18 protein-coding genes, 1 other RNA gene and 1 CRISPR repeat array (1 of these 20 only partly in view) are annotated in these 20,736 nt (G+C 38.8%); of the genes, 3 read left to right on the plus strand and 16 right to left on the minus strand.

Annotated features, from left to right (window positions below; all coding sequences use genetic code 11):
• A CRISPR array of direct repeats spans positions 1 to 1,478; the repeat unit is 28 nt; unit sequence TTTCTGAGCTGCCTGTGCGGCAGTGAAC; it begins 1,251 nt to the left of the window's first position.
• A gap of 130 nt (positions 1,479 to 1,608) precedes the next feature.
• The 13 genes from cas6f to ssrA form a co-directional block, all read right to left on the minus strand.
• Positions 1,609 to 2,160: a type I-F CRISPR-associated endoribonuclease Cas6/Csy4 gene (gene cas6f, locus ATS76_RS10045; RefSeq protein ID WP_058552040.1), complete on the minus strand. Its 552-nt coding sequence runs from the start codon at positions 2,158 to 2,160 to the stop codon at positions 1,609 to 1,611.
• 8 nt (positions 2,161 to 2,168) lie between these two features.
• Positions 2,169 to 3,179, minus strand: coding sequence for a type I-Fv CRISPR-associated protein Cas5fv (gene cas5fv, locus ATS76_RS10050; RefSeq protein ID WP_058552041.1), 1,011 nt, complete (start codon positions 3,177 to 3,179; stop codon positions 2,169 to 2,171).
• Between the two features lie 8 nt (positions 3,180 to 3,187).
• Complete coding sequence (gene cas7fv, locus ATS76_RS10055) at positions 3,188 to 4,135, minus strand: type I-Fv CRISPR-associated protein Cas7fv (RefSeq protein WP_058552042.1); 948 nt, start codon at positions 4,133 to 4,135, stop codon at positions 3,188 to 3,190.
• Between the two features lie 3 nt (positions 4,136 to 4,138).
• Positions 4,139 to 7,072, minus strand: coding sequence for a CRISPR-associated endonuclease Cas3'' (locus tag ATS76_RS10060; RefSeq protein ID WP_058552043.1), 2,934 nt, complete (start codon positions 7,070 to 7,072; stop codon positions 4,139 to 4,141).
• Positions 7,069 to 8,058 carry a type I-F CRISPR-associated endonuclease Cas1f gene (gene cas1f, locus ATS76_RS10065; RefSeq protein ID WP_058552044.1) on the minus strand — a complete coding sequence of 330 codons (990 nt, stop codon included), beginning with the start codon at positions 8,056 to 8,058 and terminating at the stop codon, positions 7,069 to 7,071. Before cas1f ends, ATS76_RS10060 begins: the two co-directional genes overlap by 4 nt.
• Positions 8,059 to 8,170: 112 nt before the next feature.
• Positions 8,171 to 9,094 carry a restriction endonuclease gene (locus tag ATS76_RS10070; RefSeq protein ID WP_058552045.1) on the minus strand — a complete coding sequence of 308 codons (924 nt, stop codon included), beginning with the start codon at positions 9,092 to 9,094 and terminating at the stop codon, positions 8,171 to 8,173.
• A gap of 320 nt (positions 9,095 to 9,414) precedes the next feature.
• Positions 9,415 to 9,669, minus strand: a complete 255-nt coding sequence (locus ATS76_RS10075; RefSeq protein WP_058552046.1) for a hypothetical protein — start codon at positions 9,667 to 9,669, stop codon at positions 9,415 to 9,417.
• Positions 9,670 to 10,290, minus strand: coding sequence for a YagK/YfjJ domain-containing protein (locus tag ATS76_RS10080; RefSeq protein WP_058552047.1), 621 nt, complete (start codon positions 10,288 to 10,290; stop codon positions 9,670 to 9,672).
• A gap of 127 nt (positions 10,291 to 10,417) precedes the next feature.
• The gene (locus ATS76_RS10085; protein WP_058552048.1) at positions 10,418 to 10,630 is read right to left on the minus strand and encodes a hypothetical protein; all 213 of its coding nucleotides are present in this window, start codon (positions 10,628 to 10,630) and stop codon (positions 10,418 to 10,420) included.
• A complete protein-coding gene (locus tag ATS76_RS10090; RefSeq protein ID WP_058552049.1) occupies positions 10,627 to 10,836 on the minus strand; it encodes a helix-turn-helix transcriptional regulator in 210 nt (69 codons plus the stop codon). Before ATS76_RS10090 ends, ATS76_RS10085 begins: the two co-directional genes overlap by 4 nt.
• 194 nt (positions 10,837 to 11,030) lie before the next feature.
• Complete coding sequence (locus ATS76_RS10095; protein ID WP_058552050.1) at positions 11,031 to 12,077, minus strand: hypothetical protein; 1,047 nt, start codon at positions 12,075 to 12,077, stop codon at positions 11,031 to 11,033.
• Complete coding sequence (locus ATS76_RS10100) at positions 12,070 to 13,281, minus strand: integrase domain-containing protein (RefSeq protein ID WP_058552051.1); 1,212 nt, start codon at positions 13,279 to 13,281, stop codon at positions 12,070 to 12,072. Before ATS76_RS10100 ends, ATS76_RS10095 begins: the two co-directional genes overlap by 8 nt.
• 217 nt (positions 13,282 to 13,498) lie before the next feature.
• Positions 13,499 to 13,855, minus strand: a transfer-messenger RNA (tmRNA) gene (gene ssrA, locus ATS76_RS19030).
• A 268-nt stretch (positions 13,856 to 14,123) separates the two neighbouring features.
• Between ssrA and ATS76_RS10110 the strand changes: the two genes are divergently transcribed.
• Positions 14,124 to 15,749 carry a DUF342 domain-containing protein gene (locus ATS76_RS10110; RefSeq protein WP_058552053.1) on the plus strand — a complete coding sequence of 542 codons (1,626 nt, stop codon included), beginning with the start codon at positions 14,124 to 14,126 and terminating at the stop codon, positions 15,747 to 15,749.
• Here the strand turns inward: ATS76_RS10110 and rnt are convergent.
• On the minus strand, positions 15,733 to 16,416 hold the full coding sequence (gene rnt / locus ATS76_RS10115) for a ribonuclease T (RefSeq protein ID WP_058552054.1): 684 nt from the start codon (positions 16,414 to 16,416) through the stop codon (positions 15,733 to 15,735). The genes ATS76_RS10110 and rnt overlap by 17 nt on opposite strands.
• A 202-nt stretch (positions 16,417 to 16,618) precedes the next feature.
• Here rnt and ATS76_RS10120 point away from each other — a divergent pair, with 202 nt between their 5' ends.
• Positions 16,619 to 17,497 carry a flagellar protein MotY gene (locus ATS76_RS10120; RefSeq protein ID WP_058552055.1) on the plus strand — a complete coding sequence of 293 codons (879 nt, stop codon included), beginning with the start codon at positions 16,619 to 16,621 and terminating at the stop codon, positions 17,495 to 17,497.
• Between the two features lie 100 nt (positions 17,498 to 17,597).
• Here the strand turns inward: ATS76_RS10120 and ATS76_RS10125 are convergent, their stop codons facing one another.
• Positions 17,598 to 18,479: a DMT family transporter gene (locus ATS76_RS10125; RefSeq protein ID WP_058552056.1), complete on the minus strand. Its 882-nt coding sequence runs from the start codon at positions 18,477 to 18,479 to the stop codon at positions 17,598 to 17,600.
• A gap of 358 nt (positions 18,480 to 18,837) precedes the next feature.
• On the opposite strand from ATS76_RS10125, the gene ATS76_RS10130 reads away from it, so the two are divergent.
• Positions 18,838 to 20,043, plus strand: coding sequence for an aromatic amino acid transport family protein (locus tag ATS76_RS10130; protein ID WP_082664340.1), 1,206 nt, complete (start codon positions 18,838 to 18,840; stop codon positions 20,041 to 20,043).
• Positions 20,044 to 20,129: 86 nt separating this feature from the next.
• Here the strand turns inward: ATS76_RS10130 and ATS76_RS10135 are convergent.
• Positions 20,130 to 20,736, minus strand: a 607-nt coding sequence (locus ATS76_RS10135; protein ID WP_058552057.1) for an IS3 family transposase, incomplete at its 5' end; no start/stop codon positions are given.

Below are 20,736 nucleotides of genomic sequence, written 5' to 3' on the forward strand. Positions count from 1 at the left end.
TGCGTTTAACTTTCTGAGCTGCCTGTGCGGCAGTGAACTAAAAAACAAACTGCTAAGTGAGGTCTAAAATTTTCTGAGCTGCCTGTGCGGCAGTGAACTAAAAAACAAACTGCTAAGTGAGGTCTAAAATTTTCTGAGCTGCCTGTGCGGCAGTGAACTGCCTTTGATAACGTTATCAACAATTATTTGATTTCTGAGCTGCCTGTGCGGCAGTGAACTATGTTTGGTATTTGTTGTATTGTATCATATTTTTCTGAGCTGCCTGTGCGGCAGTGAACGCTCCGATACTTTACCTACTGTTTTTCTTAGTTTTCTGAGCTGCCTGTGCGGCAGTGAACATCCAACGATTGAAGATATAGCAACTCAGTACTTTCTGAGCTGCCTGTGCGGCAGTGAACATCCAACGATTGAAGATATAGCAACTCAGTACTTTCTGAGCTGCCTGTGCGGCAGTGAACAAGCTTTTTACCCGCAGTATGTATGTGTATATTTTCTGAGCTGCCTGTGCGGCAGTGAACCTGTTTGTCTGTTCGCCATTGCTGACGTTAGCTTTCTGAGCTGCCTGTGCGGCAGTGAACGATTACAAACACTTTGCTAATCAAAGTATGTTTTTCTGAGCTGCCTGTGCGGCAGTGAACTGATTATTTTGCTCACCTGTGCCAGCACTAGCTTTCTGAGCTGCCTGTGCGGCAGTGAACGCGCTGATCACATAAGCGGGCGTAATGGTTGTTTTCTGAGCTGCCTGTGCGGCAGTGAACAAAGTGTGCAGTCAAACATAACCGACCCAACTTTTCTGAGCTGCCTGTGCGGCAGTGAACGGTGTAGTAAAGCAGGTTATTCAAGATTTTTATTTCTGAGCTGCCTGTGCGGCAGTGAACGGCCCTCTTCACGTAGTTTAACCATTACTTTATTTCTGAGCTGCCTGTGCGGCAGTGAACGCACTTCACAACCTGCTGCCGCAGTAGTTTTATTTCTGAGCTGCCTGTGCGGCAGTGAACATTCTTGCTCTGTTATAAATTCAGCGCCTTTATTTCTGAGCTGCCTGTGCGGCAGTGAACGCTCTGTTGATGGTCTTGCTAATACAGTTGACTTTCTGAGCTGCCTGTGCGGCAGTGAACAATACTATAATGTCGTGCATAAAGTCTTTAGATTTCTGAGCTGCCTGTGCGGCAGTGAACTATCAAAACAAAAGCTTAGCCACGTTCGTAGTTTTCTGAGCTGCCTGTGCGGCAGTGAACAGAGGCTGGAAAAGTCAACCAAATGTATTTATTTTCTGAGCTGCCTGTGCGGCAGTGAACACTAAAAACGCCAACATTACGCCACTTGATAATTTCTGAGCTGCCTGTGCGGCAGTGAACCAGAGTTACACAAAGAGCTTGCAAAGTTAAAATTTCTGAGCTGCCTGTGCGGCAGTGAACGCCAACTTTGAGTTATACCAAAGCAATATGGTTTTCTGAGCTGCCTGTGCGGCAGTGAACAATAGAATATCAGGCAAAAAATAAGTTACAACAGGTAATTAGGTTAATTATTTTAATTTAACCCTGCGAATCTCAACCTGTCGTAACCTACTGTTTTTATGTTGTATTTTTAAAGAGCGAAATTAAAAGGTTAAAACCAAGGTACTGTAGCGGTTTTACTTAACCCGTATGAATCAAAGACGCCATCGATAGGTTCAGCTTTGATATCACTAAACTCAAAGAATTTGCGATGTACTTGCTCTGTTGAACTGCTGAACAAGTCTAGATATGGATTATCAAAACCTTGACTTAACATTTTAACCTTGTAGCGTTTTTCGCCTTCTTTATCGATATTACCTCTGGCGATTAAGCGCCTTAGCTTTGCCTTGCTTAAATTACTTCTTTTTTCAGAAATAACGCGATACTGTGTATTTTCAGGTACAGTTAATACACCACTTAATTGGCAATAGCCACTTATAGGCCCTAACCACTCCAGCCCTTGTAGATCATTAAGCAAGCTTGATTTACCGTGAATACGAAATACTCTCCCTAGTTTTAAATGAACCTTTGGGAAACTAATACCAACACTATTGGTATTTAGTTTTACCAATGCCTTATGGAATTTGGTAAATACTTTACTGCTGAGTTCTGCTTCACGCATTTCAGCATCAGGTTTTAGTTGTAATTCGATATAAGAATCCATATTTCCTCCTAAACTCGAATGCTTGAAACATAAGCAAGGCCTTTTTTACCGAGGTAAAAACTCGATACTCCGGCATTTTCAATGAGTGTTTTTATTTCTTGACCTTTCTCACGATCAACATCAATTGTAATTTCTAATTGGCCACTAGCCTTTGTCATCATTGAAGTCACTTCACCTTGGCCTTTTATTTTTTCCTTTTTAATAAAAGGATTACCCCAAATCGTTTTTTTAGGTCCCGTTGTATAACGATCCATAAAGTCTTTTTTTGTAAAGCCTCGCTTAGAAATACCACTGATTCCTCCAACCTTGGTTTTTGCTGAAGACATATCATATTGTTTTTCTAAACGTGCTAATTGCAAATACAAAGCAGAACAGTAAAGGCTAATAGTCATGATTTGCCCTTTTTTATTGAAGTATTCGATATCTGGGTATATTGTGTGAAGAGTTTCCACAGCCCTCGCAACCGCGCCTTCATTTTCCAATGGCTTCTCTTTATTCAAAAACTCAAGACGACTAATAATACTCAGAGGGTTAAGTTGAATACTTTCCTCACTCATTTCCTCATCAACTATGAAGCTGCATAGATTTGTAATATCTAGACTTAATACTCCCCAAAACTTCAATGAATAATCTGAAGTGAAAACAGGATCAGTTACTTTAATCATTCCTGTAAACGAATTTTGGTCTGTACTGCCGTTCATGTTTCGGATAAATGTCATTTCATTAGTCAATTGAGGCTTGTCTTCAAAAGAGATTTTACTTTCAAGATCTTCGAAAAAATAAGTACCTTCATACATTTTACTGCGTGCTTGATAGAGCTTTCTTTGATCGCCAATTAAACGATTTAATAACCCCATAACTGTATCTAAAGTATTTTCGCAAACTTTAAAGTTCCCATCTTTTTTTAGATTGGTCATAGAACCTAAAAACTCTCTGCCTTTTTTAGGCAATGGTTCATTATTAGAACCGCCTAAAAACGAATTACGCCAGCATGAATCATAATCAATGGTGATTCTCATATTGCCACCTATTTTGCGTAAAAATATTGAGCGAATTGAGATTGTGGCTCGGTTACAATATCGGATTCATCACGCTTAATACGCATCATTTTATGGCTATCGTTATAATCAATCGTGATTTCATCAACATACATATAACCTTTGGCTTGGCGGATACTTAAATCGGCTATACGAGCTAGTGTATGCTCAATGATTGCTTTTATCGCATCGTCATTCAGTAAAATTCCGCATTCGCCTTCTTCGAAAATAGTGCCTTTGCGAACATAATTTGAGTGAAACGTGGCGACTGGATTCAGTGATGGGTTTAACTGTTTGATAAAGTTTTGCACTGTCGTAGCAACTTCTTCACCTTGGCCTTCTTTAATGATCATGCTAGCGCGATCGAACTTTTTATCTAGCGAGATAAACTGTAATTGTTCAATGCTGATAGAACCGTATGATAAATATTCAGTGTCGCCAAACGTTGTTTTAGAGAAAAAGGATGAATTATCTCGCTCGCCAGCTTGACCAAATTGCTCAAAGTTACCATTTCCTAACTGATCTACAAAGTCTTCGATTAATAATGGGCTAGTTCTTTTGCATTGGCTTGAAGGTACAACGTAACCGCGAATTAATCCTGTAATAGAAGCGAGTACTTTTTCTAAGTTTTTTTCTCCTGCAAAATGTAAATCAAATGATTGCTCTTTAAATAAATGATGGCGAATGCAGTTTTGGCTGATATATAACGGTGTTTTTTTAAAATCGATATCAGTTGCCTCTTTTTTATATTTATAACCTGTTTCGTCTTTTATTTTACCTGTTAAGTTTGTATAACCTCTTAATTTTGGCAGTGTATGATTATCTACTGTTTTTCCGCTATCACCAGTTAAAGTCGTTGGCCCATTCCAGTTCACAACGCCATGACCTACTGCTTTAACTTTGAAATCAACACTTTTAATTCCTGTTACTTTTTCCATGATTTATTCCTCATCTTCTGTGGTTTGATTAATTTGTTTAATTGACATTGCGCCTATGGGTTGTTTATCACAGACGACATAATATATTGCATGCGGATGGCGGGCACTTTCGCCGCCCACAGCCAGTAAATCATTAGTGGTATAACTTAAATAAATAGGTGACTCTGGATCTCTAGCTTCATTTAATAATGCATTATCGTTATATGACTTAGTGCCACCCAATATGTTGTGGTGTTTTTTAAACATATGCGAAAGTAAGTCTTTATCGCTTTGTCCATAGCCTAAAATTGCATTAGTGGAGTAGGTTAAGTTATCAATATCGCTGCCATCATCTAGCGGTATTGTGTAAGCATATTCTTCGAGATATTGATGCTCAGATGCGCTTAAATCAACAACGGCCATTTGTACGAATCGGTTATCACCGCGCAATGAGCCTTTGCTAATTTTGCTGCGTTTTTTATCTTTAGTCTTTTTAGGTGGCACGACGATAGGGTCAACTACCTTGGCATTGATTTTTGTTACGCTGGCTTTTAAAGCTGCGACCAAATCGCTTTCGATGAACTGTTTAGTGCTCTCAGAATGATGAAAGTTTTTATATAAGACGTAAATATCGGGTAAGTTAAATACTTTACCTTCTAATGAGTTTAATAAAAAATGATACCATTCACGCACAGATTTAAGCACATACAACTTAGATAAAAATCGTGATGCAGGGCTATTACCTTTTGATGCTGCAATGGATTCTGGCACTGCTAAGGTGTAAATATTGACCTTTTCGTTTTCACCAAATCTATCTAATCGCCCTAACCTTTGGAGGCAGTCTTCTGCATTGGTAATTTCAGCAACCATGTAATCACAACTGATATTTAACGATGCCTGTACAATAGGACCGCTGCGCAACACTTCAAACTTACGTGTGCCGCCGCGCTTGTAGGATTCAAATACTTCTTCAAACCATTTCTGCTTGTCGCTTTTAATAAATTTTGAATGCAGCAATACCGCATTTTCATTATGTTGATTGGTAATAAAACCATTTTGTGCGGTCAATGCCATATTACTAATGACAAAGGTGCAGTCACTTTGCTGAGTAAATAATGGGTTGCTGTTATCAAGCTTGGCATCATCAAAAGTTTTAAAATCGAGTTGATACTGGCTTTGATTAAACGATGGCATTTCTATGATGTCATCGGGGTGGATACCCAATAACTCTTCAACAAAGACATAATGCGGCGTTGCTGACACCAATAGTGTATTCGCTTGTTGCTCTTTGACTTTTTTAGCGGCAATCAACTCTGCAAATAGTAAGTTAAACGCTGGCATGTTGACGTATTCATGAAACTCATCAAAAACAACATGGTTGTTTAAAAAGTCGATGAGGGTATTGGCATTGGTGTGGCTGATCACCGAGCCTAAAATTTGATCAATAGTCGTAATAACAACATCACCAGAGAAGTTTTCACCTTCAGGGATCGGGTTATCCCATTGATTATGAAACTTAAATTCGCCTGTATTTATTTCGATGGTGCTATTCGGCAAGTATTGTTCTGAGGTTAATTCATAAAACAAGCCTTGGCAGACTTGCACTCGTGGGCAGACCCAAATGATTCGTTTTGCACCTTGCAGTTTTGCCCACTCCAAGGCAATTTTGGTTTTACCACAACCTGCAGCCCCAGCTAATACTGCAACATCTTCAGCGTTAGTTAGCTGCTTAGCAATATCTGTTTGCTTAATGCTGCGCTCACTATTGGGATAAAATGCACTCAGGCAAACTTCAATAGCTGATTTAAGTGTCGATTCTACTTCAAGAAGCTCACTCACTTTTTGATTAAGCGTTTGCTGAAATATGGCTTCATGTAATTCTGCTGCGCTCATTGCAGAAATAATTCTATCGGCTGTGATCACACATGCTCGCGCAATATTATTTAAAGCATTTATTTTCACATTAGTACGATTAGCAGAAACAGACTCTTCTAGCTCATATTCTTTATAACTGGGCGTGTGCAATGAACTTGAAATAGTCAATTCTTTTTCTAAAACTATTTCATTATTCACAGCTTTACTCAAAATTGAGCTCGTTGCTGAGCGATATTTTTTATCTATCCCCATAACTTGGTTTAGTAAGGTGTGTGCTTGGCCTAAAATATCATGCAGTAACACACTTTTTTGGTTAGCGATTAGTTTTTTGCCAATGTCTTTATAGGTTGTAAAACTACTTTTATCTTTACGATATGGCTTTGCATGATGCCAATAAATAGCATGCTTTATGGATTCTTTATTGCTTGGGTTTATCGCTTTTAACTCAGCATTATCTAAAAGATGATAAAGAAATAATGACACTTCATTGTGGCGTGGGTGTTTTTCAAAGCTGAATTTTGCATCATCAATATGTTGACCATCATCAGCAACAAAACTTTTCTTTTTGGGGTTAGTGACCCACTCTTGAAATTTTGGGTCTATCTTACCTACATCATGCAAACAACCCGCTACAAAATTCACCAACGAAAATTGCGGGCTATCAGGGAACAACTTTTTATGTAGCTGCTCTGCGAAGTGGCCTACGGCAAACAAGTGCTCAGCCAAAGGCTGTAACTTTGTATTCGCATAAAGTACGCCAGATTTAGGTTTGTCGGTTATGACATCCATATAAACCTCTTTTTCTGTTCTATTCACTGGCACTATGCCTTGTTCATTAAATTTCAATCTGTTTCCTACAACCCACAAGAACTGACTACGTGAGCGACTTCTGATCCAATGGCAACTCACAGCGGTACTGCGGCTGGCGGTTTTACGGAGCATTTTTTTAACGGTGAGTAAGCCGTCTTCGGTGATTAGGGTTTGCCATGTATTGTCACCAATGCGGTTGGCAAAGGCGTCGAGTACCCTGCGGGTTTTGGCGAGGGCGTTTTTTTCACATTGTGAGACAAACGTGACCATCATAGGTTTTGTGCCTCAATGTCTTGTGTTGAATAATCTTGTAAGGCAATTTCCTTTACTTTATCGAACATAAAGTCGAGTGCTTTGTGGTCGGTAAAGACTTGTAATACTTGTTGGCGAAATTCTTGTTCGGTGGCGTTCTCTTTGGCGCTAATAAACGCCCAAGGGAGAACGATTGCATCTTTAATTAAATCGGCCACATCGAACACTAACGCGCCGCGTCTTGTTTTACCGTGCATAACCGCAAAACCATGAGGAATACCAAGTACCCATAAGCAACTTGCGGCTAGGCCATACGCTAAGTAATTACCATGATTTAAAAAATCATTAGCTTTACTCGTACTATCTTTATCAGGCTGATATTGGCGCTTAAACTCTGCTGCATTGGTATTATTGGCAGCATATTTGTAAAGTACTTTAGTGAGTTGGGCTTCGGTCAACAGCAAGTCTGATTGTTTACTTGCTGCATCGGTACGGGTATGAAAGGTAGTTAATGCGTTTTGTATTTGTTCGCTATTAAAGTCAAACCCCTCGCCTTTTAAATCGCGGTCTTTTTGCCAGACCTTTTGTAAGTAATTAATTCTCGCTTGTTGAAATGTCTTTGCGGCCTTGAGGCGCTTTTCATCATTAAACCAAAACTGTAACCAGCCATGAAGGTATTCTGTTGGGCGGTACTCACTTTGTGGCGTAAACCATTCTACTTCGCAGGCCATATGCAAAGGCGTGCCGCCGCCACCAGCAAAGCCCACTAATACTCCAGCTTGAGCCAACATGCGCATAGCGGCTTGCGTGATAGATGTACCATTACCTAATAGTAAAACGGTAGTGTTCGCAATCGGAATATTAAAATACTGATTTTCGCTTTTCGCTTCTGTGAGATACAGCACCCGTCCATCTTTTTGCATTACCCTGCAATATTCGAGGTAATACATGTTAGCGCGTTTAGAGTGTAAGATTGTTTTTAAGTCTGAAGGCGAAAAGTCATCCATTTGCTTAATCCTTTAAATCATTATCCTTTTCCGATATTCAATACACTATAAAAGTGGATGATATTCAACCTTTTTGTAATCCTTTAAACCACAGCCCTATTGAAAAATACTTTTAATCTTCCATAAAGTAATCGCTATCGACCGCTTTTACTTCAAAGACCTGTTTGGTGCTTACGCCTAAATTATGAGTAAGCATGAGTTCGGTTAGTTGTGCCCCATCCACCAGCACTATGCGTTTTTCTATCATGCCTACATATTCGAGGGCTTCTTTATTAAAGCCGCTGGTGGTAATAAAAACGCCCTTTTTAGCACGGTGCATATCAAGCGCACCTGCAAAGGCTTGTATATCTGGGCGACCAACTGTTTTATTGGTATAACGTTTGGCTTGCAAGTATATCATTTCAAGACCAAGTTTATCTTCTTTGATTACGCCATCAATACCACCATCTTGCGTGTATTGCGTGGCTTGGCCTGCATCTTTGCGCGACCCGCCGTACCCCATAGCGAGCATTAAATCGACCACTAGGTTTTCAAAATATACGGGGGACGCTGCTAATATCGCTTTTAGTATTTCGTCACTTAGGTTGGTATTGAGCGTATCTACTGCGGCTTCTATGAGCTCTTCAGGGGTTTTATCAGCGTTATTACTTACTATGCTGGTGGCATTTACTTGTGCGGGCTCGTTTGCGTCTTTAGAGCGTGTTTTAAAATCGAGGAAAGCATCGAACTTACTTAAATATTGGTTATTGATTGACTCGCCCGACTCTATTGCAGCTAGCCCTTTTTGTGTGATTTTACAAAAAGCCCTTCTAGGCTGTTCTATTAAACCTGCTTGAACTAAGTAAGTTTTAGCCCATCCCAAGCGATGATAGGCATAGGTTTGCTTGCCGCTCGGTATGCGGAGCTTTAGTTGATCAGCACTAAGCCCAAGCTTTCGGTAAACATCGGCATCAATATCACGCAGTTTAACGGTTTTACTGTCGCCTAAACATACTAGCAACGGGGTCATAAATGATTGGTAATCAGGGAGTGACATAGAATTCCTTTACTGATGAGTTAGCTATAATCCATTATTAAGTAAAAGATATTATATAAAACTGACCCGTTTATCAAAACAAAGGCTGCTTTAGCTATTGCATGGTAGTGAAATGGTAAATTTAAAAGCGAAAGGTGATCGAATACAAGAGCGATCACCTTTTAGAATTTATACAAGGCTAGTCATAAAAACTTTAAGCCACTGAATTTAAAGGGTAAATAAAAACATCTTTGATTGTTTGGTAGCTTGATCGGAAACTTTCCTTTTTTTATTTTACCGTGTTAAAGCGACTTTGCTGTGTACCAAGCCCACCTACCCCCTTAAAAGTCGAACGACAAAGTGCCTTTATACCTCATAAAATGGTTATAAATTAGAAGTCTGGATTCGTAACTGTCATCTTTATTGAGCTTTTTGAGCATTTCTAACTGCACTAAGCACAAGGCTTTATATTCAAAGTCAGAGAGCTCTTTATCTAAGGGTACACCATGCATTACCTTAGCCCTGCCGCCATGCTTAAGAGCATTTTTGTTACCTTTTGGTGCACCTGCACCTTTTCTTTTGCCACCCCTAGCCATTTAACTACCCTCATTATATTCAAGTCTACTTGAAGAGTAGTTTTTTACTGATTGCGAGACACGCCGTTTTGAATAGCATTTAGCAAGGTAACTAAGCCTGTAAACTGCTTCCTTAAAGTTATCGTAAAAGTTAGGCTGATTGATAAATAACTGATAAAAGCAATGCTCAGGTATATATAGTGTTCCACCAGCAGAAGCCTTAAACCATCCTGTCTGAATTAAACTTATGACCTTACTAGGGTGTATGATTTTATGACCATTAAAAAAGTAAGCTATGTGGTAATGCTGCTTATCAGCTTTGTTTTGCTCTCTTACCCATATATAGGCGAACTCACCGTATGTATTCTTTATTTTCTTTTGAATACTATTAATAAACTGTGAAACAACTTTATTGTCTTTACTATATTGTTCTAATCTTAAATCGAGCCTGAGTACGAGCACTTTGGAAAACTTACAAAGCATCACATCCAATTGTTTTAGCGTAGCTTTAATAATGTCGTAGTAATATCCACTTGGGAAATTCATTATCTCCAAAGCCATATAAGATTCTTCTGATAGTTTTTGATAATGTACTTCAACACCATATTTATCTTTTAATTTTTGAACTAACTGAGATGGCATGATTTTCTCTAAATATTATAAATAACCTGCATTACAACAATGAAGTTAACCGCACTATGATTGACGTTTTAAGCAAGTAAAGGTCATATAAAAGGGTCTAACTAATGAAATAACATCCCTTGTAATCCTAAGAAGTGCTAATTTGGTTGAGTTGCTTTACCTCTGTCAAAGGCCAACCAGTAACTTTTTGAACTAACTCCACAGGCTCTGAAAGAGTCCTTTCTTTTACTAGCTTGCCTATTAAGTAAGACGAAAAACCAAAGTGCTTTTGAATCGCAACTTTTGAAATAAAAACATCTTCATCAGCAATTTTAACTTCTCGTTTAGCTAAAAACCTCATGCTTGTACTCTTGAGTCAATCCAATCAATAACATCACTATATTGCCACCCCATAGCCCGCCCACTTTGCACTAACTTTATACTTTGTGGGAACTCGCCTTTACTCTGTAAGTCGTAAACCATAGTTCGAGATAAACCAGTTAAAGTTTGTACATCTTTAAGGCGTAAAATTCTTTTGCTGTCAGTTAATAGGCTATTTAAGTTCATAATATAATTCCAATAATTGAAGGGGGTGAATCCGATAAGTTATTAAAACGAACTAAGATGTTCGCTTAAGTACGGGAAGGATTATGAATAAAAAAATAGATGACAAAAATGGAGTTTAGTTAGTTAAACTCCATTTACAACATAATAAAAAACTATAAGTCTTGAGGTAATAACTATAGCGATGAGATTAGCATTTACATAAAAGGGGTATTATTAAATGCATTAAAAATCATTTCATCAAGCTTACTGTTTTGAGTTGATTTTAAGTCTTTGTGAAGCCTGTTGTTTTGGTAATAAAAAGCCTCATAATTAGGGATTTTGACGTATAGGCAACTAATATAAATAGCCTCGGTATAGTCATCAAATGCTGAAATACGAAATTTTTTAGCAAGCCCTTTGAGTATTTTATCAACTAGCACATCGAGGCTAATATTAGGTTTTAAGCTTTGAAAAGCTTTTAGCTTGATAAGCTTATCAACCACACTGTAAGCTAACGTGAGTCGCCGATCCTCTTCAGTATTAGCTATGCCATTAATATCTTGGTAACCACTATCAAAAAATGACTGGTATAAAGTAGTACAATCACAGGCAAAGTGCTTTTCAAGGTAGCTAAACACAATATCTCGTTGCTTTAATTGCTCCTGGCTCCTTTTACCTTTGCTTAAATTAACGCCGATGTATTTTGCTAAACTTTGGGTAGCTTTATGCTCAGATATGACCAACTTTGGATTTAGATACAACCTAAGTAGCAAGTCTATACTTGAAACAACAGCCCAAGCATCAAATATATTATAAGCTTTTTTTGCGCTTACTATTTGATATAACTCCTTTGCTACTCTTTTATACGTTAGGGTTTTTAACTCCCTTACCTTGGCAACCTTCTTATTTCTTAAAGAAACTCCTTGATGATACATCAAGCTTTTTGAATAACGGCTCAATGCATTAAGCTCACCTATAAGCTCACCTAATGCTAAAAAATCTATTGGTTGTAACTTTTGGTCTTTTTTAACCGAGCTATATAACTTATCAAACTTAGCCTTGATCTCTTTTCGAGTAACTCCCAGCAAGTGAAGCTCATCAAAAGCTGTTAACGTTGTACTCTCTTCAATTTCTAAAAATATATTTTTTATATGCTCTAAATAAGCTAATAATGAGCCTGATTCAACAAGCTCTTTGTTATTAGAAATCAAATTAGCAGTAACTATGTCAATGGCGTTGAACTGGGATAATTTATCAAACAAGCGATTTGACCTTAGCGTTATGAATATACTCACTCCACCAGCACATTATTTCTCTTCTACTTTCTAGGTAGTCACTTCGATTATATGCAGCTCGAACTTGGTTCGTGTCTTGATGCGCTAATGCAACTTCTATTAACTCATAGTCAAATAACCTAGATTCATTTAACGCGGTGCTTGCAAGTGATCTTAAGCCATGGGCAACAAGCTTTCCTTTATAGCCCATTCGACGTATTGCGCCATTTGGGGTTTGAGGACTCATATGTCCTCTAGGGTTTCTATCAGCGGGAAAAATATATTCACGATGACCACTTATCGGTCTCATCAATTCGAGCAATTTTAACGTTCTTGGAGTTAATGGTATTTTATGGATTTTAGCTGCTTTCATTTTTTCTGCAGGTAATATCCACACATTGTTTTCTAAGTCTATCTCAGACCATTTTGCTTTTGTGGCTTCATTTGGTCTTACCATTGTGTGTAATTCCCACTCAATCGCACACCGAGTAGGAAACTTTATACTAGCTCTTGAAAGATCCCCCATAAATTCAGGTATCCTTATAACATCTATCGTTGGCATCGGCTTTGTTACAGGCTTTGCAAAGGCATCCCTAATTCCCTCTAAAGGGTTATGTTTGATGACTCCTGTATTTACTGCGTAGCGCATAATTTGATTGAGGATCTGACACGTCCTACTCACTGTTTCAAGGGCGCCTTTTGCAGCAACAGGCTTTAATGTATTAATTGTACTTACTGCATCGATACTACTTATAGGTCGCTTACCTAATTCAGGAAGTACATGGTTTTTTACCTTACCCCAAATGCCTTCTGCGTGTTTAGGCTTTACTGCTAACTTTTTAATTTCAAACCATTCCCACGCTACCTTCTCTAAAGTATTTAAACGTGCTTGTGTCTCTTGAGTATATTGTTGCTCTTTGTACTCTTTTGGGTCTATTTCATTAGCAAGAAGCCCGCGTGCTTCTTCTCTTTTTACTCTAGCAGCGGCAAGGGTAATTTGAGGGTATTGTCCAAAAGAAAGGTTTGTTCTTTTTTTAGTGAATGGCTTGTAATACTTAAATATCCAACTTTTAGTACCATTTGGTCTTATAGATAATTGAAGACCACTGCCATCTGAAAGTGAGTATTCCTTTTCCTTAGGCTTAGCTTGCTTAATTTGTGTATCGTTGAGGGGTTTTACAGTTCTGGCCATTTATTTTATATATACCATGCTCTAGCCCTGTGAATTCAAGGCTTTCTTATTTTTAGTACCACAGCATTTTCACAAATGAGTGCTGTGGTACTAACCATGGTACTAAAAATACTGGATGTAGGTAAACATCTTGGGATATTACAGGCAATAAAAAACCCGCTAACCTTTATGTTTAGCGGGTTTCCTGTATCTGTTCGGATGTTATCGAACAGCAAATTGGTGGAGCTGGGGGGATTTGAACCCCCGTCCGAAAAGCCTCGACCGTCGGTACTACATGTTTAGTATTGTCATTTAATTAACCTTTAAATCCCGGACAAACACGGTAAGTAAAGGCGAGGCCGCTTAGTTTTAACGCTTCAACCCCGGCCAGGGTTTCCATCGCGATCAGGTGTTAGGGTGACACTCCAGAATCCAGTCCACAAGAATACATGGAAGGAGCGCTAGCCAGCCTAAGCTGCTAGAGAGTAGTTATCGTCGTTTGCGATTACTTTAGATTGCGGCTTTTTTACGAGGCAAACCGCACCTCGACATGCACCTTGGGCTTCTTGAATTCCGTCGAATCCTAATCAGCCCCTGAATTAGTAAACTCATTCAGAGCGTGCAAGCAGTATAACTGAGTAAAGTGATGATACTCAAGGCTTAATAACGCTTTATTTAATTCACCTAGGTTAACTGCACATTTAATGAACAAATTAACAATAATGTACTAGATACAGTAAACATTTACTTAACAATATGGTTAACCTGTGTTCAAATAAGGGATTAGCAAACTAGTGCTAAAGGTTTAGTTGTAACTGTAAAAGTTAAGAATAATAACAGGCATAAGAAGTAGGGAATTAAAAATGTCGGTTTTTTCATTAGATAAAAGTACAGGATGTGTGTCTTTAACTAAGCATCCTGTTGATAGTGGTTTTCCGGTCACAAGCACTCAACTAATTGAAATGTTTGAGCAATCTGAATTTGGTGAATATGAGATCATCTCAGCCAATATCGGAAAACTTTTTGCGCCTACAAATAACCACAAAGAAGTGTCTTTAGTTGTCGCAAAAGCAGTGGATGCATCTATTGTAATTAATATTGATGAAAAAAACATGGTTGCAGAAGCAACAATAACAACCGCCAAAGGTGGTGCACTGCTTTCAATAGAAGATGCACAAGAGGCGTTGAACAAAGCGGGTGTAAAAAAAGGGATTAGCCCTCGCGCACTTGATAGTTTTTTGGGTCAACAATTTGAACAAGCCTCTGGGTCAACTTACAGCGCTATTGTTGCGCATGGTCGTAACCCAAAAGAAGGAAGCGATGCTAAATTTGTTCGCCTTTGTTCAACAGCACAAGATCGTATTTTAAGCCCTCAAGCTACTGCCGGTGGCAAAGTTGATATGAAAGATCTTGGTGCCATTATTACTGTTAAACCAGGCACACCTCTTATGCAACGTATTGCAGCCACAATGGGTGAAGACGGCTATACCGTGTTTGGCGATATCATTCCTGCAACGCCTGGTAAAGAGCTTGAGCTGCAACCTTTTGAAGGGACAAAAATAGACCCAACAAACCCAAATTTATTAATAGCAGACTGCAAAGGCGTACCTGTTGCGCTACCACGCGGGATGCGCGTTGACGACGTTTTATGTTTCGATAATGTCGATGTGAGCACCGGTCATGTTGATTTTGATGGCAGTGTAATTATCAGCGGTGACATAAAAGACGGTATGCGAGTAAAGGCAAAAGGTGATATTACTGTTTTAGGCTTTGTTGAATCGGCCATTGTTGAAAGCCAAAGTGCAGTTACAATTGTGCTAGGGGCTATAGGCCGTAACCGTGAAAACGAAGAAGCATTTACATGTAGCATTTCAGCTAAGCGCACAATTTCTATAGGTTATGCCCAATACTGTAATATTAAAACCGATCAAAACCTATTTATTGAACGTCAAGTATTACATTGTGATTTAACGGCTAAACGTTTGATTCGTGTTGGCAAGGCAGATAAGCCTCGAGGCAAAATTATAGGTGGTAATATATTTGATGCTATGCGTATTGAGACTGGCGAATTAGGTGCACCAGCCGGTACTAAAACGCGTGTATTTTTAGCTCAAAATTGGTTTGAACTGCGTGATAAGCAGAGCCAAATTAACGACTTTGAAAAAGTATTAAGCACTAAATTACTGGATTTAAAAAATGCGCGAACTAAAGCAGAAAAAATCACGAACCCTGCTCAGCGTAAGCAATTTACAGATAAAATCAGTGCTAACGAAAAGCAAGTGAATGCTCGCTCTCGCAATGTTAAGCAGCAAAAAGCACTCGTAAAAAGAAAAATAGCCCAACTATTAGCTTCTAGCCGCGTAAAAGTGAACGAATTAATGCACCCTGGTGTGGAGGTTAAAATAGCAAAAGAAACAAAACAGTTTTCGCGTATTTACCCCCCCCACTTCGTAAAACTATCTGAGGGTAAAATTACTCAGTCGTTTTAGGTTCATTGGCTGCTTCATCTTCGTCACTATCATCGAGTGGTGCAAGCGGCCAACCGCCTAGCTCTTGCCAACGGTTAACAATTAAACAGTATAATTCAGCGGTGCGTTCTGTGTCGTAAAGTGCTGAGTGGGCTTGGCTGTTATCAAATTCAATTCCAGCTGCACGACACGCTTTAGCTAATACTGTTTGACCTAATGCAAGCCCTGCTAGCGTTGTTGTATCAAAACTTACAAATGGATGAAATGGAGTGCGTTTTATACTATTGCGTTCAATAGCTGCATTTAAAAATCCGTGATCAAAGGCTGCGTTATGCGCCACAATAACAGAACGTTGACATCCGGCTGCCTTTTGCGCTTTGCGCACTACCTTACAAATCTCTTTAATGGCATCCTCTTCTTTTACTGCTCCTCTTAACGGTGAAAATGGATCAATTCCGTTAAATTCGATTGCCGCTTGCTCAATATTAGCACCTTCAAACGGCTCAACATGAAAATGCACTGTTTGATCTATGCTCAACAAGCCATTGTCATCCATTTTTAATACAGAGACTGCAATTTCAAGTAATGCATCTGTTTCTTTATTAAAACCTGCGGTTTCAACATCAATAACAACAGGAAAAAAGCCACGAAAGCGTTTTGCGAAAAGAGTTTGCTCAGTATTTGCCATAGTCTTCTTGGTTTGTAGGTATAAGCCTTCTATTATGTCAAAAGTATAGGGCTTTCGGCTAGAGGCATTAACTATTATTTACGCCTATAATAATAGGCATATAACTTGCTTTAGAATGACGCTAGCAAAGTGTACGTTGCACTTTAATAAAGTAGTACTGAACAATGCCAAATTTTTGGCGTGTAGGGTTACGGAGAGTTTTATGAAGTTTAAATTATTATTGATGAGCGCCAGTATTAGCTCTGTGCTATTAAGCACAAGTGCAACTGCAGCCATGCGTAATTACTCTGCTAATCAAGACAGTTCAAGCTGGGAAGTCGTTAGAACAACACGCTTACAGTGCCAATTAAATCATGAGGTTCCTTACTACGGGGAAGCTATTTTTAAAGCCACTGCCAGCAAAAATAAAAACCTAACTTTTAATTTAGATATGGTTGTGCGCCCAGATAACTACTCTATTGCTGGACTTAAAGCAGTTCCGCCTTCATGGCGTTCTGGGCTACCAGCCCGAGATATTGCGAATATGAAACTACTAAAAAAGTTTGATGGCGAGCTAGGCAATCAAACAGCTTGGGAAATGCTCACCGAGCTTGAAAAAGGATTTTACCCCACTTTTTACTATCAAGACTGGCAAAATAATGCCGATAAAATTGCCGTTGGTATTTCAAGCGTTAATTTTAAGCAAGCTTATTGGGCGTTTTTACAATGTCGTGACGAACTACTGCCTTACAGCTTTGAAGATATTTCGTTTACAGTAATGAACTATCAATCTAACAGCAGTAAGCTCACTAAATCATCTCAGCAACGCCTTGACAAAATTGCTGAATATTTAAAAAACGATTCAACCATCGAATCAATTAGTATCGACTCTTATACCGATAGCTACGGCGGTCGTTGGAACAATTTAGACCTATCGCGTAAACGCGCTAAAGCAATAAAAGACTACATGGTTAGCCTAGGAGTAGATGAAAATAAAGTCAAAACAACGGGGTTTGGTGAAAAGCGCTTTGTAGACACCAACGATAATATTTTAGGTCGCGATAAAAACCGCCGTTTGGTAATTCAAATAGCTAAAATGTAGGAGCTTATACTCAGCCCAACAGGTTACAGACCTCACGCTGTAATTTAATCGCTCCTAGATTGAACAAATTTCTAGCCTCAAAGTTCAACACGCCCTAGTGCTAACGCTTTGCTTTTAAATATTTATCGCCAAATTGAAAAAAGCCTAAACTAATAACAATGATAACCGCGCCAGTTATTAGCTCTATACTCAGTGGCTCGTTGTTAAGCCACGCACCTAGTCCAATAGCAAAACTTGGAGTAATAAGTGTGGTTAACGCAACAGTACTTGCATTTAAATTTTGTAAAACATGAAAATATGCTAATGCCCCTATTAACGAACCAAATAGTCCTAAATAACCAATTGCCCAAAGCGACCTTACATTCCAGTTTTGTATATTAAGCTCACCATCAAGCAACCACCATGCAATAAAAAATAGTGGCGTTACAAACACAAGTGCACCAAATGTTGTGGCCATAGGGTGAATTGCAATTTTCACCCGCTTTATCATGACACCGCTTAAGCTAAAAAAACACACAGCTATAAATACATATAAAAGCCCGAGTCCCTGAGTTTGTGAATTTTGTACTTGGTTGTAGCTTACAAAATAAAGGCCAACTAAAGCGCTTGCTAAAGCAATGAGCTTTATTGGGCTAAATTTAGGCTCATTTAATAGCTGCTGAGCAAGCAACCCCGATAAAATAGGAGCCAACCCAAACATGAGTGAAATAATGCCAGAAGGCACTGTTTTAGCCGCCATATAACTCAATAGCATGCCACCAAAAATACCAATACTTGAGTAAGAATATAGTAAACACGCCGACTTATTCCATGGCACTCTTACATTAGTGACGGCTACGACAAGCGCCCCCATAAATAGCCCCACCAGCATACGCATTAACACCGCTAATGAGGGCGAAACACTTTCACTACTCCACACAATACCCAGCGGTGTGGTGGACCATATAAGAACCATTAAAAAATAAGAAACTTTAACTGGCACGTGCCATTCCTTTGTAAGTTAAAAATAAGGCGAGTTGAGCTTAGGAAGTAAAAACCAGCTTAACGCACGAATAAATGAGTTACAGGCAAAGCTAAATAGCTTTTGTTAAAACTCGCTAAAAGCACTTAACTGTCAGCTTAATCTTAAAATATAAACGCCTAAGAACTGGTCACACGATTATACGCTGTAAAGGGTTTATGAATAGGCGTTTAATCATATTAAAGATTAAAAAACGTGTAAATATACAGCTGTAAATTGTAAGTTACATTTTATTTAATGCCATTTAGAACAAAACTATTTGAGTTTTACTGAAGTAGTTATATCGTGCGTGTAAATTAATAATAATTAAGGTAATTAAGTGCTCAAAAATAAAACAATAGGCAGCATGTTAATCGTAGCAGGTACCACAATTGGTGCTGGCATGCTTGCTTTACCTATCGCCTCTGCTGGTTTAGGTTTTATGACTGCACTTGCACTTATTGTTGCAAGCTGGGTATTAATGACTTACACCGCTTTACTGATGTTAGAGCTACATCAATTTGCCCCACGTGATGCAACGTTGAATACACTTGCTAAACGCTGGCTTGGGAAGCGCGGTCAATACATTGCCAATTTTTCTATGGTGTTTTTATTTTATGCTTTATGCGCAGCGTATATTGCAGGCGGTGGTGCACAGCTTCAAGAACGAATTAATCTTGGATTTGATTTAGACATGGCTCCCCAATTTGGGTCTGTCATATTAGCGGTCATTATTGCAAGCGTAGTTACACTGGGAACAAGCAAAGTAGATAAATTCAATAGAGTGCTGTTTACAATTAAAGTGATTGTTTTAGCCAGCTTATTTTATATGCTTACACCTTATGTACAAGCCAAGCATTTACTCGAAATGCCAGTACAACAAGGATTAATATTATCCGCGATCCCTGTCGTCTTTACCTCTTTTGGATTTCATGGCTCTATTCCATCAATCGTGAAATACGTAGGCCTTGACGTAAAAACGCTTCGTAAAGTGATGATTGCAGGCGCGGCACTTCCTTTAGTTATTTATATTTTTTGGCAATTATTAAGCCAAGGTATTATGAGCCAAAGCGATTTACTTAATAGCGAAGGTTTGAGCGGGTTTGTAGCCAGTGTTGCAAGCATTGCACATAATTCAAATGTGTCAGTAGCGGTAAAGTTATTTGCTGATTTAGCACTAGCAACTTCATTTTTAGGTGTAAGCTTGGGTTTATTTGACTTTTTTGCCGATACATTCAAGCAAGTCGACAACAACGTAGGCCGAATTAAAACCGCGCTTGTTACGTTTATACCGCCTTTGGGGTTTGCCCTTTTTTACCCGCAAGGGTTTATTATGGCCCTAGGTTACGCTGCTATAGCTTTAGTTATATTAGCTGTATTTTTACCTGTTGCTATGGTTTATAAGCAACGAGGTTCAGCAAGCACTGTCACTGGTTATAAAGTACAAAGTGGTAGTGTTGGGCTATTAATTGCAGGGTTATGTGGCGTGCTAATAATTGCTGCGCAATTTATGCAAATGGCGGGGTTTATACCCGCAATTGGTTAAACCATACTTTTGTAACAACAAAATTTAGTTAATAAAAAAAACCGCACACCATTATTTGAAGTGACCCCATAAAGTTGGACTCATTTCTAAGCGACTGCCAAGGCCTGATTTCGATACTGTATCGGACTCAGGCCTTTTAGTTTCAGTTTAATACGCTCATTGTTGTAATAGTGGATATATTCTTTAATGTTTTCAATAAGATCATTCACGTCTTTAAACGTTTCGTTGTGGTACATCTCACTCTTCAATATGCCGAAGAAGTTCTCAGCAACCGCATTATCTAAACAATTTCCTTTTCTAGACATACTTTGTTGCAATCCTTTTTCCTTAAGGTGATTTTGATATTGTTTGTTTTGATATTGCCACCCTTGATCTGAGTGTACAACTGGCTTTTCATTTGGCTTCAACCTAGCAGTTGCTGCTTTAAGCATGTCAGTTACCAAAGGGAGTGCAACGGATTTTCTGACTTCGTAACTGATTACCTCTTGGTTGAATAGGTCAATCATAGGCGATAGATATACCTTCTCATTATCCACTTTAAACTCCGTCACATCCGTCACCCATTTTTGATTTGGCTTCTGCGCAGTAAACTCGCGGTTAAGCGTATTTTCTGCGATTTTACCCACTTCACCTTTATAGGATTTATAGCGTTTAGGCCTTACTTTTGACTTGAGCCCTAACTCATTCATCAAC

This window comes from Pseudoalteromonas sp. 10-33 (assembly GCF_001469195.1).
Taxonomy (GTDB): domain Bacteria; phylum Pseudomonadota; class Gammaproteobacteria; order Enterobacterales; family Alteromonadaceae; genus Pseudoalteromonas.